General features: G+C 40.7%; 11 protein-coding genes. 9 read left to right on the top strand and 2 right to left on the bottom strand.

Translation table 11 applies throughout. From position 1 onward, the window contains the following. Positions 1-27 precede the first annotated feature (27 nt). From KZA12_RS14210 to KZA12_RS14190, 5 genes are all read left to right on the top strand, one after another. The gene (locus KZA12_RS14210) at positions 28-204 is read left to right on the top strand and encodes a hypothetical protein (RefSeq protein ID WP_218690684.1); all 177 of its coding nucleotides are present in this window, start codon (positions 28-30) and stop codon (positions 202-204) included. Between the two features lie 87 nt (positions 205-291). Beyond that, the gene (locus KZA12_RS14205; RefSeq protein WP_218690683.1) at positions 292-1,275 is read left to right on the top strand and encodes a hypothetical protein; all 984 of its coding nucleotides are present in this window, start codon (positions 292-294) and stop codon (positions 1,273-1,275) included. A gap of 198 nt (positions 1,276-1,473) precedes the next feature. Beyond that, entirely contained in the window at positions 1,474-2,499 is a 1,026-nt protein-coding gene (locus KZA12_RS14200; RefSeq protein ID WP_218690682.1) for a TatD family hydrolase, read from the top strand. A gap of 53 nt (positions 2,500-2,552) precedes the next feature. Next, positions 2,553-3,374, top strand: a complete 822-nt coding sequence (locus KZA12_RS14195) for a ThiF family adenylyltransferase (protein WP_218690681.1) — start codon at positions 2,553-2,555, stop codon at positions 3,372-3,374. A gap of 195 nt (positions 3,375-3,569) precedes the next feature. Continuing rightward, on the top strand, positions 3,570-5,384 hold the full coding sequence (locus KZA12_RS14190; protein ID WP_256932998.1) for a GAF domain-containing hybrid sensor histidine kinase/response regulator: 1,815 nt from the start codon (positions 3,570-3,572) through the stop codon (positions 5,382-5,384). 247 nt (positions 5,385-5,631) lie between these two features. Here KZA12_RS14190 and efp read toward each other — a convergent pair whose 3' ends face one another. Continuing rightward, positions 5,632-6,204 carry an elongation factor P gene (efp, locus tag KZA12_RS14185; RefSeq protein WP_201624101.1) on the bottom strand — a complete coding sequence of 191 codons (573 nt, stop codon included), beginning with the start codon at positions 6,202-6,204 and terminating at the stop codon, positions 5,632-5,634. A gap of 261 nt (positions 6,205-6,465) precedes the next feature. On the opposite strand from efp, the gene epmB reads away from it, so the two are divergent. The 4 genes from epmB (at position 6,466) to KZA12_RS14165 (ending at position 12,855) form a co-directional block, all read left to right on the top strand. Next, positions 6,466-7,473, top strand: coding sequence for an EF-P beta-lysylation protein EpmB (epmB, locus tag KZA12_RS14180; RefSeq protein WP_218690679.1), 1,008 nt, complete (start codon positions 6,466-6,468; stop codon positions 7,471-7,473). A gap of 861 nt (positions 7,474-8,334) precedes the next feature. Beyond that, positions 8,335-10,419 (top strand): EAL domain-containing protein, encoded by a 2,085-nt coding sequence (locus KZA12_RS14175; protein WP_218690678.1) that lies wholly within the window; start codon positions 8,335-8,337, stop codon positions 10,417-10,419. Positions 10,420-10,661: 242 nt separating this feature from the next. Next, a complete protein-coding gene (locus KZA12_RS14170; RefSeq protein ID WP_201624107.1) occupies positions 10,662-11,231 on the top strand; it encodes a cytochrome c family protein in 570 nt (189 codons plus the stop codon). 628 nt (positions 11,232-11,859) lie between these two features. After that, on the top strand, positions 11,860-12,855 hold the full coding sequence (locus tag KZA12_RS14165) for a D-cysteine desulfhydrase family protein (protein ID WP_218690677.1): 996 nt from the start codon (positions 11,860-11,862) through the stop codon (positions 12,853-12,855). 123 nt (positions 12,856-12,978) lie between these two features. On the opposite strand, the gene KZA12_RS14160 is transcribed toward KZA12_RS14165, so the two are convergent. Next, positions 12,979-13,629 (bottom strand): hypothetical protein, encoded by a 651-nt coding sequence (locus tag KZA12_RS14160; protein WP_218690676.1) that lies wholly within the window; start codon positions 13,627-13,629, stop codon positions 12,979-12,981. Between the last annotated feature and the right edge of the window lie 287 nt (positions 13,630-13,916).

The raw sequence follows: 13,916 nt of genomic DNA, 5'->3' as shown, positions 1-13,916 counted from the left end.
ACGCCCTAATAAAATAGTGATAAGGTTATGAGTAATAGCAGCGACAAACATAGCAGTAAAAATAGTAATAGTAAGCCGAGCAAAAAGAAGTGGCTAGCCTTAACAGTGGTTGGAGTAGCCTTATTATTGATTCCAAGACGCAGTAGTTATCAACCTGCGCAGCGGCCTAGTGTAGATAACGATAATGATAACTCTCGAAACTAATAATATTGAGTTAAAATTAACCAGAGTAGATTTATAAGCTTAAGGTCATTAAATGAGCTTTCACTATAACCGCTTATGGTAGCTGATATGATAAATGCCAAGCGCAACCAGTCAAAAAATATAGCCTCGTTATGGCTATCGGTAGTATTCCTGTTCAGCATCACTAGCTTGATAGGCTGTGATCAGCAGCCAAAATCTATGTTTGAACAACAGGCCGATAATAAGGCTGCCGATAAAATTGTTATCGCCTCCGATGATCAGAGCGTGCTAATAAAGCCTGACCTTAGCAAAGACCGTATTAGTGGCGAAACTAATAAAATGGCTGCTATACAAGTCAATAAGCAACAAGCTATTGCCCATCAGCGCAACTGTGATCCTAACAAAAAACCTTGTCAGTATTTTGAGCTAAATGTGTTGGGGTTTGTACCAGAGCAGCCGTGGTTAAGCAGTATTATGTGGAAAACCATAGCCCAAATACTAGCACCAAGTACGCCGTTAGCTAGTCAAGACCAAGCCGCTAAGAATACAATCTTGATGTTGCTTAAACAAATAGAATACAGTGAACAAGCCGTTAATACTTCGTCGTTATACCAGCGTATCGATACCGAATTAGTATTGAATCGCGTTGGCACAAGCAATGCTGCTATTGAAGCTAGTTCTAAATCTGAACCTATGGCGACGGGCTATCTATTAGTGCGCTCAACTGTGAAGCGTGGCAGTAGTCCGCACCATCTTGACTATGTCATGTTAGATATACAAAAAAAGCTACAGCTCACTATTGAAGATATTTTATTACCGACAGTCAGCACTGATAGCTTGCTATTAGCCTTTCAAGGGGCCAAAGAAGACTGGCTGATCTCACAAGGGGTAGCAAAGGATTCTGTTGATGATTGGTCGTTGCCATTGTCACAGCAATGGTATTTGGATGAGCAGGGCTTACACTTAGTTTATCAATCAACAGAGCTGCTAGAGGTAGATACTGAGGCAGCAGACTTGCTAGTGCCTTATAGCCAATTAACGGCTTTGATCAAGCCTGCTTATATAGTGCAAAAGCACGGTTCAAGAGCCTAACCACTAAAAACGCTTCACAAACAGCTTTAGTTATAGCCAATAGCAGCGAGCTAGAAGGGCAACGCTACTCAAGCTATAATCTAATCAAGCTATAATCCAATAATCGTTTAACAGCAGCACTTATTTATCAGCATAGTCTACTTGTGAATGTCCAATACGCCCTAATAAACAGTTTTTAATTAAAGCCGGAGGCTATCGATGGCGGTTATAAAAACCTCACTTATGGATAATCAGCTCCCCATATCAGAGCTATACAGACTGATTGATACGCACACCCATTTTGATGCTCCAGTATTCGATAACGATAGAAGTGTGCAAGCCGAGCGCGCTTATCAATTTGGCGTACGGCATTTAGTGCTAGTCGGTTATTTATACCAACACTTTGATAGACTGTACACCACTCAAGACTACTTAAATAAACCAAGCTCTAATCACTATCAGCTGACATCATCGACAAATATTATTGCCGCCTCTGATCCTCCAGTATTATATCCACAAGCGCATATTGCTCTAGGTTTACATCCCTTTTATATTGAGCAGCATACTGAAACTCATCTTGCCAAGATGGCTGCTATGCTCGATAAGCAACGACCATTGGCGATTGGTGAGATAGGTTTGGATACTTTTACTGAGGCAATGAAAGCACCAGAGAATTTTGCCAAGCAGCAGCAGTTTTTTAATGCTCAACTTGATATGGCAGTTAAGCATCAGTTGCCGGTGATGTTACATATTCGTAAGGCGCATGCTGAGGCCTTATCCTTGCTAAAAGCGCACAGCTATAATGCCAAAAACCTTGGCGGCATTGCGCATAGCTTTAGTGGCGGTGAGCAAGAAGCTAAAGCTTTTGTTAAACTGGGTTTTAAGCTTGGGGTGACAGGACAAGTTACAAATCTAAATGCTAAAAAGCTAAGACGGGCTATTCAAGCTGCTGTTGCTGATTTTGGTATTGAATGCTTAGTACTAGAAACCGACTGTCCAGATATGACACCGATGGCCTGTCAAACTGAAGCTGGCAATATAGGGTCTTTAGCAGTCAGCTCTTCGCCGCCAGCTCAAAGGATAGATAAGGAATGGCAAAGAGCAGAGTCTCATAATCGCAATGTACCTGCCAACTTACCTTGGGTGTTAAATGCCCTTAGCGAATTATTAGCCGTTGAGCCGCAAGTACTAGCCCAACAATTATGGCAGAACAGTTGTGATGCGCTGCAAACAGATTGGGTTTAGTAATTAGTACTAACCAAACAATTTTCATTTATAACAAGAGCTGCTACCTTACTATGAGTCAAAACCAGTCCCAAAAAATTGCTACTGAGGACGTGCAGCAGTATCAGCGCCGTTTTAAAGGCACACAAACCTTATATGGCGACAGCGCCTTTGATATCTTTGCCGCAGCGCATGTTTATGTGATAGGTATCGGCGGTGTTGGTTCTTGGGCAGCTGAGGCTTTAGCCCGTACTGCAGTAGGCAATATTACCCTCATCGATATGGACGTATTGGTCGCCTCTAATGTCAATAGACAACTGCCAGCGTTAGACAGTACTTTTGGACAAAGTAAAATCGCAGCTATGGGCACTCGGATAGAAGAGATTAATCCGCGAGTACAGCTACATTTGGTAGATGACTTTTTGACTGTTGATAACGTGGCTACTTTATTACCTAGTCGTGATGCAGCAAAACAGGCTACTATAGAGCAACGACCTATTATCATATTAGACTGTGTCGATGATATGAATGCCAAGCTGGCCATTGCTCTTCACTGCCGCTTTAATAAGCTAAAGCTAATCTGTGCTGGTGGGGCTGGTGGCAAAACCGACCCTACTAAAATCACGGTTAGTGATCTAAAAGACAGTTATCAAGACCCTTTGCTAGCTCGGTTGCGCTATAAGCTACGCTTTGAAAAAGGCATCAACGCTAGTCTAAAAGAAAAGTTCGGTATTAAGTGTGTTTATTCGACAGAGCCGCCAAGAGTAGATAAAGGAGAGCAAAGCGGTGGTTTGCACTGCGGAGGTTACGGCTCTGCGGTTACTGTAACTTCAGTGGTAGCGATGATAATGGTTAGTGAGGCGCTAAAGATTTTGGCGAAACCAGTCAGCAACTGATTTTTTTAACCCCTTTAAGGTAATAAAAACCCCTACATTTAACAGCTCATAAACAACTACTGCTTTTCTGCTCTATGGTAGTGAGGAACTTCCTTTTAAAAGCAGTTTATTTTAAATGGGTATTTTCTCAAAATTTATTAGCAAAACAGTCAGACTATTAAACCCCCTGTTTTACATAGATTGACGGAGATATTTTTGGCTACTCTAAATTACCCAATAGCAGTGGATGAAAAGCATCGCATAGCAAAGCTGCGTCAATATCAAGTGCTCAATAATGATAATGAGCCCGCTTTTACTCGTCTGACCGAATTGGTAAAGTTGTTTTTTGATTTTCCGATAGTGACTATTACTTTTATGGATGAGGAAACTCAATATTTAAGGGCAGTTCACGGTTTAGGTAGTATTTGTACTACCACTCGTGAGGTCGCGATTTGCAACTATACGGTGTTATCCAATGATGTATTTGTAGTCGCCGATTTAGCCGATGATGAACGTTTTGCTGACAACCCGATAGTTACAGGAGCACCATTTTTGCGTTTTTATGCAGGGGCTCCAATCATCTTGTATGAAGACAATACTAGCTATCGTTTGGGATCGCTATGTCTTATTGATACTGTGCCACACTATAATTTTACTGCGAAACAAGAAAAGCAGCTAGCGCAGTTTGCAGAGATGGCTTCGGATGCCTTACAGTTGCAACAAAAGCAACACCACGCTAAGCGTGCTAACAGAATGAAATCAGAGTTCTTGGCCAATATGAGCCATGAAATCCGTACGCCAATGAATGGTATCATCGGGATGGTTGAGATGCTCAACGATACTGTACTCAGTAGTGAACAACGAGACTATGTTGACAATATTGACATCTCGACTGAGCATCTATTGGCGGTGATTAATGGTATTTTAGACTTATCAAAAGTCGAATCGGGCAAGATGACTATTGAAGCTGTACCAATGAATTTGTCAACAGTCTGCCAAGATGTTATCAATCTATTCGCCGTCAAAGCCCGTCAGCGACGTTTAACTTTGGATTATCATTATACTGAACAGCTGTCGCCTTATATAAAAGGCGATCCAGTACGTCTAAAACAGATTTTAACTAACTTAGTTAATAATGCCATCAAGTTCACTCGTGAAGGTGGGCGAGTGAGTATTAACGTGACTCATGCTCCTGTGCCTTACTACAAGTTAGATACAATTGAAGATGTTGCTAATAATTCAGTCAGTAATAGTTCAATTACTCATCCTGCAGTCACTAACACGGATACTGACAAGACCAGTAGCAACAGCAATCGTATGTCTGACTCTGAGGAGATGACGTTATGCATCGATGTCACAGACACTGGAGTAGGGATCAAGCCGGAATCATTAGATGCGATATTTGATGCCTATAATCAGGCAGATAAGTCGACGCATCGTCTCTATGGCGGCACGGGTTTAGGACTCTCTATCTGTCAGTCTTTAGTGAATTTAATGGGGGGGCATATCTGGGTCAGCAGTGAGGTCGGGGTAGGGACTACTTTTCGAGTGTTGCTGCCACTACCGGCCCTTGAGCAACAAGAGTATCTAGCATGGCAAGAATCCAAATGTGGGATGTTTAAGTCAGTGCCCGAGCTAGTAGGACATATACTGTTAGTTGAGGATGACAATGTTAATGCGATCATAGCCAAAAAAGCTCTGGTAGATAATGGTCATACGGTTACTCATGTCACGGATGGTCAAAAGGCTATAGAAAAATTTGCTCAATGTCCTGAGCTTTATGAGATGATCTTAATGGATCATCACATGCCTATAATGGACGGGATACAAGCTACTATCAAATTGCATGAGCTGTATGATGCTAGCGTATTGCCCCCTATTGTTGCCCTTACTGCCAATGCGATGGATGGTGAGCGCGAAAAATATATAAAAGCAGGTATGCAGGATTATTTCACTAAGCCCTTTAAAAAGGATCAGCTCAATGCCTTAGTACAGTATTGGCTTATGCATGGCAAAATGACCAAAAAATAAACCAGTTAAGCTGAGTGGCACTATTAGCGCTGGCAGGTTTGCTTAGCAGTAGCTGACAGCTCAGCGTTTAACACTTAACAGCGACAGCTAGTACTGTGATAGCTAGTAGGGATGACAGTCAATTAAAGCTATTTTAATTCACATAAAAAGGGCTCATCAATAGATAATATTGTTGAGCCTTTTTTGATAATTATAAATTTTATCTATAACAGTAACGACAGAGCTAAAGGCACTGTTATCAAGCAGATCAGCTGACGCGAGTCTGATAGTCACTAGTACGAGTATCGACACGTACTACTTCACCTTGTTGTACAAATAAAGGTACTCGTACTACTGCACCAGTTTCTAATATTGCCGGTTTGCCACCACCACCTGAAGTATCACCGCGAACACCAGGATCAGTTTCGGTGATTTTTAGCTCGACAAAGTTTGGTGGGGTTATAGACAGTGGTAAGCCATTGAATAAAGTAATAACACATAAGTCATTACCGTTTTCTTTTAGCCATTGCACTGAGTCGCCCATAGCATTTTTATCTGCTTGTAGCTGCTCAAAGCTCTCTGGATGCATGAAATGCCAAAATTCACCATCGTTGTATAGATAGTTCATCTCAGTATCTACGACATCAGCGGCCTCCAAGCTATCACCTGATTTAAAGGTTTGCTCTAGAACTTTGCCACTACGCAAATTACGTAGTTTGACACGGTTAAATGCTTGGCCTTTACCAGGTTTGACAAACTCATTTTCCATAATGGCACAAGGGTTGCCATCGAGCATTACTTTTAGACCTGCTTTAAACTCATTGGTAGAAAAACTTGCCACAAGAGACTCCTAACGGTTGTTAATAAGTATAGTTGTTAATATCCATAACCGTTACAGCGTGCTGAACACTCGTTGCCAGTGCTACGGTCGAATGTTCAACATGCCCTAATGATAAGCGCCAATAATCAAAGACTAAAAGGAAATTAATAATATTTCAATTAGCATTAAATACTGGTGATCCGCTTCATTTGCCGGGTATGTTTTGATAGAGCGCTGATGAACAGCGTATAATGTCGATTTTAGAGCATGTATTAGGTTGTCATGATAAACCATTTAATCACACAAAAAAACTGGCAAACGCAATTATCCGATGCTATTACCTCAGTGGATGAGTTGTTAAGTATTCTGCAGCTACAATCAGTGCGATCACAAGTCTATATTCCTAAATATTTTGAGCTGCGCGTACCCCGTGCTTTTGTAGCAAAAATGGTGGTTGGCGATGCAAATGATCCGCTACTAAAGCAAGTATTGCCCGATAAGCAAGAGCAAGAAGTAGTGATTGGGTACGTCGCTGATCCTCTAGGAGAAAACAGCCAAAATCCTACTAAAGGCTTACTGCATAAATATCAGTCGCGAGTGCTACTAACTATTACTGGTGCTTGCGCTATTCACTGTCGTTACTGTTTCCGACAGCATTTTGACTACAGCGCCAATATGCCAACGGCTGATGCACAAGCTGATATCATAGCCTATATTACTGCTAATCCGCAGATTAACGAGGTTATCTTAAGTGGTGGTGATCCATTAAGTGTTTCTAATCGACGCCTATTTGCTTGGTTAGATATCTTAGAGGGTATAGCTCAGCTGACTACTATTCGATTACATACTCGTTTACCGATAGTCATTCCTGCGCGCTTGGATAATGATCTGTTAGATAGGTTATCGCAGAGCCGCTGCGCCATCGTCATGGTGATTCATTGTAATCATGCTAATGAGATCGATACGCTAACAGCAGAAGCTCTACAGCGAGCACGTAGCGCTGGTATTACTATGCTTAATCAGGCGGTATTACTCAAAGGTATTAATGACAGCACAGCTACGCAAGTAGCTCTTAGTGAACGCTTATTTGGCGCAGGAGTGTTGCCCTACTATCTACATGTATTGGATAAGGTAAGTGGTGCCGCCCACTTTGATCATGACGAGCAAGTGGCTGTAGAGCTGTACTGGTCTTTATTAACGGTGTTACCTGGCTATCTAGTGCCCAAATTAGTAAGAGAACTGACCAATAGACCTTTTAAGGTGCCAGTTGACATTTACAAACACCGCTAAATATCACACTATAATTAGCAAGGTATCTACTGTTGCAAGTGCTGTTATTTCTACTGTTATAGTGTTAAATATAAGATATTTTAGGCTGAAATAATAGGGTTCTAAGATTTATAGTAGGGGCTAAATGACTGTGATATACAGCATTTTCACAGTCATTACTTACTGCTTTTGCTGGCTTGTTTAGATAAGTTAGATAGCAATAAAGCAGCTTATTATTAATCTTATTATCGGTATGGAAGTCGATATCGATCTAGGGGTCTAGTTAGACGGGCGCTATCGACTGTATTTAACAGCCCTTGTGAGAGTCTTATGGAGATTTTACAACATCTAATTATTCAATTACCTCAACCTATAACGGTTGATCAAGACTCAAATTAGCCACTGCTAAAATGGTCAGCGAATTTATCGAACCAGACCGAACCAGACCGACCTAGACTGAAGCTGAGCCAGTCAATCAATTAGAAAAAGCCTTGATTGAGCTTGCTATAATTAATTTAGACCATCAGTTATGTCGATAACTTCTTAGGATAGTCGCCAAGGGGTTAGAGCACTTAATTACCTCCTCGCATAAGCATTATATCTATGCTGCATAGCTGCCTCGCCCTAATACTCAGCCAGTAAACAACATTTAACTGACATCTAAATAATGACTATTGCAGTAGACACTTTATATACTGCAGATATTTTAAATAGTACCCATCTATCATCATATTTTTGAATGTTAAAAGTGCTAAATGTAGCGCTCAATGACTCAATAAAAACCACTAACAATAATGTTTGATGATAGCAAATAATAAAGTTGATGCCGTTGACAGAATTGATTGCTGTTTATAGCTTACTGTAATAATCAAAAGGCTTATGATGCAAAAGGATACTACTTTAAATTTGCTAGTGATAGACGACGACCAATTGTATGCTGAGCGCTTAGTTAAGTTATTGTCTGCCTATTATACTGACATCAACTTAGGGTTTTTAGATGCTAAACAAGAGCTACTAAAATCATTGCGCCAACAGTGGGATGTGCTGATATTTGGCAAAGCTTACGATTTAGTATTCACGGATGTAGTCGATATTGTGCAAAAGAAGAATATTGATTTGCCACTACTTTGTCTAATGAGTGATGACACTGCCAATACCAGTCGTAATGAAGAAGGGCTGCCAGCGGTGCTCGATAGCACTATGATCAAGGCGCTAGTAGCAGATAAAGAGTCCGCAATCATTATTGCCATTCGGCTGCAGCATGCTCATTTGATGACTCGTCGACAGCTCAACAAACTCAACAATTTACTTGCCCAAGCAGAACAGCGCGCTAACATTTTGATTAAAAACTCTAAAAGTGCAGTGGCTTATATCGATCAAGGCGTTCATATCTTTGCCAATGATCCTTATTTGCAATTATTCGGTTTTGAGTCAGTTGAAGAGATAATTGGTATTCCAGTTATTGACCTGATCGCTAATGGTGATAACGTACAAGCGTTTAAACAGTTTTTACGTCAGTTTGACAGAGGTGATCGCGAGCAAGTCGAGTTTACATTTAAAAGTCGACGTGCTGATGGTAGCTATTTTCAGGCCCAATTGCAGCTGGCAATGGCCAGTTTAGATGCTGAGCCAAGGACTCAAATTATCATTCAACAAAATAACAGTAGTAGTGCTGAAATTACTAAACATTTAGCAGAAGCACAGCGTCATGATAGTTTGACAGGTCTTAGCAATCGTCTGGCTTTTGAAGAGCATTTTGACATCTTATACAAGCGAGTATTAGCAGGCAAGGTTAACGCAGGATTGTTTTTTATTGGACTCGATAATATTGGCAAAATAAGCTTAAGTTTAGGGCTACAAGGGATAGATATCACTATCCAAAAAGTAGCAGACAAGCTAAATGAGCTAGTAACAGACAGTTATATCAGTCGTTTCAACGATACTTCATTTGCTATATTAGTAGAGAAGGTCACTACTCAACAATTACAGGCCTTGGCGGAACGTATCCGTCTGCATATCAGTGAGATGCTGATTGAAGTAGGCCAACGTACTACTAATACTACTGCTAGTATTGCTGTCGTGGCTATTGAAAAAAACGCTCCCAAACCGCAATTGCTCCTTGAGCGTGCGCTTGAAACCATCAATCATATTAGAACCGAATCTAGCACTCCAGGTAATGCTTATCATCTCTATGATCCGATGGAACATGCTGATAGTGATGATAGTGCATTGGCTGAGACCTTGATGAACGCCCTGACTCAGGATCGTTTTGAGTTAATGTTTCAGCCTATTTATGATATTAATGACGACCGTAGCAATTTCTTTGAAGTATATCTACGTTTGCCATTGGCTGATGCGCAAAACACTATCTTGCTGCCTGATGACTTTATGACGGTAGCCAAAAAGCATAATCTACGTGAGAAGATAGACCGCTGGGTGCTAATAAATGCTTGTAAACAGCTTAATGAAGTGCGTAAAACACATCCTCAATTACGTATATTAGTATCCTTAACCAGCGCCTCGTTAGTTGATAAAAATCTAATCAAGGGTACCAGTCAACTTATAAAAGCAATCGGCGGTGCATTAGGAGCGTTAACTATACAGTTCGATGAACGCGATGTAGCTAATCATTTGACTGTAGCAAAAACGCAATTTGCCGCTTTGAATCAAATCAGCTGCCAAGTGGCTATTCAGCACTTTGGTATCTCTGCTAAAGCACTCGAAATTTCTCAACTAGTAAAACCCAACTTAGTACGCTTAGCAAAGAGCTATGTAGATGGTATCGATACTAGTGATAACCTACAGACAGTTAAGTCGCTCATTTCTCAGGCTAATAACTTCAATGCCGATGTACTAATGCCTTATATTGAAGATGCCGCTACGATGTCGATAGCTTGGAGTGTGGGCGCACGCTATCTACAAGGCTACTATTTAGAAGAGGCAAGTAACACTATTAATGCAATGTAGCATATCAGCAACTGCCCATAGCTAGTAAGTTGTAGATGAGCTTAAGCTAATCGATTAAATAGGGTGGTTTAGATCCTAGTGTTTATAGCTATTGTGTTAGCTATAACGCTAAATATATTGTATCAACTGACTACTATGAAATACTGCCATCCAATAGCATGATTAAACTATACTGTTGAACCATATCGTCAAATAACTAAGTAGAAATCACCATTAACTCTATAATTAAACGCAGTCTTGCAATGGATATAAGGGTATTAAGTCCTATCATTGTCGCTATGATGTTACTCAGTGGCTGTGAAAAAACACCGCCTGATTATCGTCCACAACTTAACTTGCCTGTTTATACTCAAGGCGATGCTGATAATGGGGCTCTTATTTTTGAAGAAGCCTGTGGTCAATGCCATCAACTTACCCCTGGTCTTAATAAGAAAGGCCCACAATTAATGAATATCTATGGTGCCTCAGCTGCACAATTGACTGATTATGAGTACAGTAAAGGCTTAGCAGCATCCGGTTGGATATGGGATGCAAAAACTCTTGACCCTTATATTGCAGATGCTGAAAAAGTCGTCTCAGATTCAAAAATGTTAGCTGATCCTGTACCGGATGCTAGCGAACGTGCTGACATTATTGCCTATTTATCTACCCTTAGTGCACCTGTTCCAGCTCTTGATGCCGACGGCTTTCCAATAGCTGATGCTGCTGCACAAAAAGTCACTAATAGCGATAAAAAGATTAGGCCTTTACGTGACGAATCTATTGAGATACCAGCAGGTAATGATAATAAGCCAGCAGCAGATTTTCAATAGCAAACTTTCAATAGCAACTCTTGGCTACAGCGCCAGTCATCAATAACTAGCGCAACTATTGACTCCGCTCACTCAAAGGGTTCTTGACAAGCCACAAGTCACTAAGCTGGTATTGAACTATATCCTAGCTGGCGGGCCTATTCTTACTTAACTATTTAGTACTAGGCTTATGCTTGTCTTTAATCAATGCTTGTCTTTAATGAATGGTTGGCTGATTAGTTTTTATAGGGATTTTGCTTATCTCTCGGCACTACAACTGTAACTGCTTGAGGTAACGGTAGCATAGACTGGCGAACAGCAGCATAACAAAGCTATCAATACTGATGTTAGGACAGCTGCTAATACTGATAAGAGTCACAAAATCGCTTAACGCCAACTAGTAATACCCTACTTACACCATGATCAAACCATTGGTTTATCTATTATGACTAGCGTTCGCGATAAGTTACAATCACTTCATCTACCGATCAAAATGGTCTATCCTCTAAGTCTGATGCGTGCTTAGTCATATCTCTACTTTGCAGCTAATGTTTGGATATATTTTGAAACCCTTAACTCAAAACGATATCTTAAATCTATTCCTATTAAAAATTATCATTATTCACTGTTATAACCACTAGGATGACTTATGAGCTACGAACATATTGCCCGCCAGTCTTTAGGGTTTTTCCCCACACCTTTGATCGAGCTAAGTAAGTTAAGTGCTCGCTTGGACGGCCCTAAAATCTATATGAAGCGCGATGATAATACAGGACTGGCACTAGGGGGCAATAAAACTAGAAAGCTGGAATTTATTCTTGGTGAGGCGCTGGCTCAAGGTGCGGACACTATCATCACTGCTGGAGCTGCGCAGTCTAATCACTGTCGTCAGACGGCTGCAGCAGCGGCAAGCTTAGGGCTTGAGTGTCATCTAGTATTAGGCGGAGAAGAGCCTAAGCACCCACAAGGCAATCTGCTACTGGATAAAATATTTGGCTGTCATATCCATTGGTCAGGTAACCACCGCAAAGGGGAGGATATTCCTAACCTTGTGCAGCAATTAATACAGCAAGGCCGAAAACCGTACGTTGCTCCTTATGGTGGTTCAAACGAGCTAGGTGCCTTAGGGTTTGTAGAAGCCTTTAGAGAGTTAGAGGCACAATGTCAAAATATAGATTTATCATTTACTCACATTATCTTTGCTTCAAGTTCAGGTGGAACGCAAGCTGGCTTAATGCTGGGCAGTAAAATATTTAACTCAGCCTGTCAAATAGTGGGCATAAATATCGACAAAGGAGAAACCGACAAAGTACCTTTTGACCAGTATATCGTAGCTCTTGCTAACCGTACTGCCGAACTGATAGATGCCGATTATAAGTTCTCAGCTTCTGACTTAATACTGAACTCTGATTATGTCGGTGAAGGCTATGGGGTAGTAGGAGCAGTAGAAAATGAAGCCATCGCCATTACTGCCCAAACCGAAGGCATACTATTAGATCCAGTTTATACTGGTAGAGCTATGGGTGGCTTATTGGATATGATCCGTACAGGCAAGCTTAAAAAGAACGACAAAGTATTGTTTTGGCATACTGGCGGTGCTCCAGCGCTGTTTGCTTATAGTAATGATCTAGAGGTGTCTAAATAGCGTCAACGGCCTATATGTATGGGTGTTAATCCCCAATATAGTGCTCAAATGCTGCTTTTATCTCAATGAGTACTAATTGATAGTCGCTTATACCCATTGGTAGGGTTAAGCCTGTGAATAAGGTTATTCTTGCTTTCTTTGATCTATTTTTTGTTGATTGCGATTTTTAATTTCATTGATAGCCGCACTAAGTTGCTCATTAGTTTGATCTACTTCCAACTTCATGGCGCTATGCTGCTTATTAGTTTTTACTACAGCATTCGATGAGGGGACATCCATAGCAAGTAGACCTGCCTCATTTTTCAGCGCCAACAAATACTCGTCATCTACCACAACGTTAGCATCGACTGGTATAAGCTGCTTAGTTTCTAAGGGTTGCGTTTTATCATTAGGCTTTGCAGCAGTAGTGTTTTTCACAGTCTCAGCTGACTTCAACTGCAGCTCATTTTTCGCTTTAGTCGTAGAGAGTTTATTTGGCGTAGTTATCGGGGTGCTTTTTTCGGCAGCCGTTACAGATTCAGTTGGCTCACTATTTAAATCGAGTGCAACGTCAGGCTTATCAGAGTTAGAGGTATCCGTTTGAGTTTGGATTGCAGGATAGTCACTAGTTAGATCAATAGCCGTAGACGACTTCGAGGTATCATCTTTATTGGCTGTATTTTCACTAACATCATCCTTACCACTAAAGCTTATATATAAGATATAAAATATGCCTACATGTAGAAGTATGGCAAGCATTAGAGTAGGTAGCCATTTTTCACGAAAATTAATCATTGCAAAAACTCACCTCTTTCCTATTATAAAAGTCTCATTTTATAAAGGTCTCGTTAATCCATGTTTAATCAAATCTTGATCCTTACTTATTTGTATTACTGAGTATTAAGTTTATGATCGCCTTTGCTATCAAGCTATTATTTTTAGCGCTTTTAACTAAACTATAGTCAGTTCACAATAAAATAAATACAGCCCATATCCTGAAATAGCTTAGGCAGATTATTCTCCATCCACCCTTGGCGTAGAAACTTAGCTTGAGCCCATTTCTTTTCAATGGGGTTTAGATC

This window comes from Psychrobacter sp. BF1 (assembly GCF_019279065.1).
Lineage (GTDB): Bacteria > Pseudomonadota > Gammaproteobacteria > Pseudomonadales > Moraxellaceae > Psychrobacter > Psychrobacter urativorans.
This window is presented reverse-complemented; position numbering and strand designations above follow the sequence as displayed.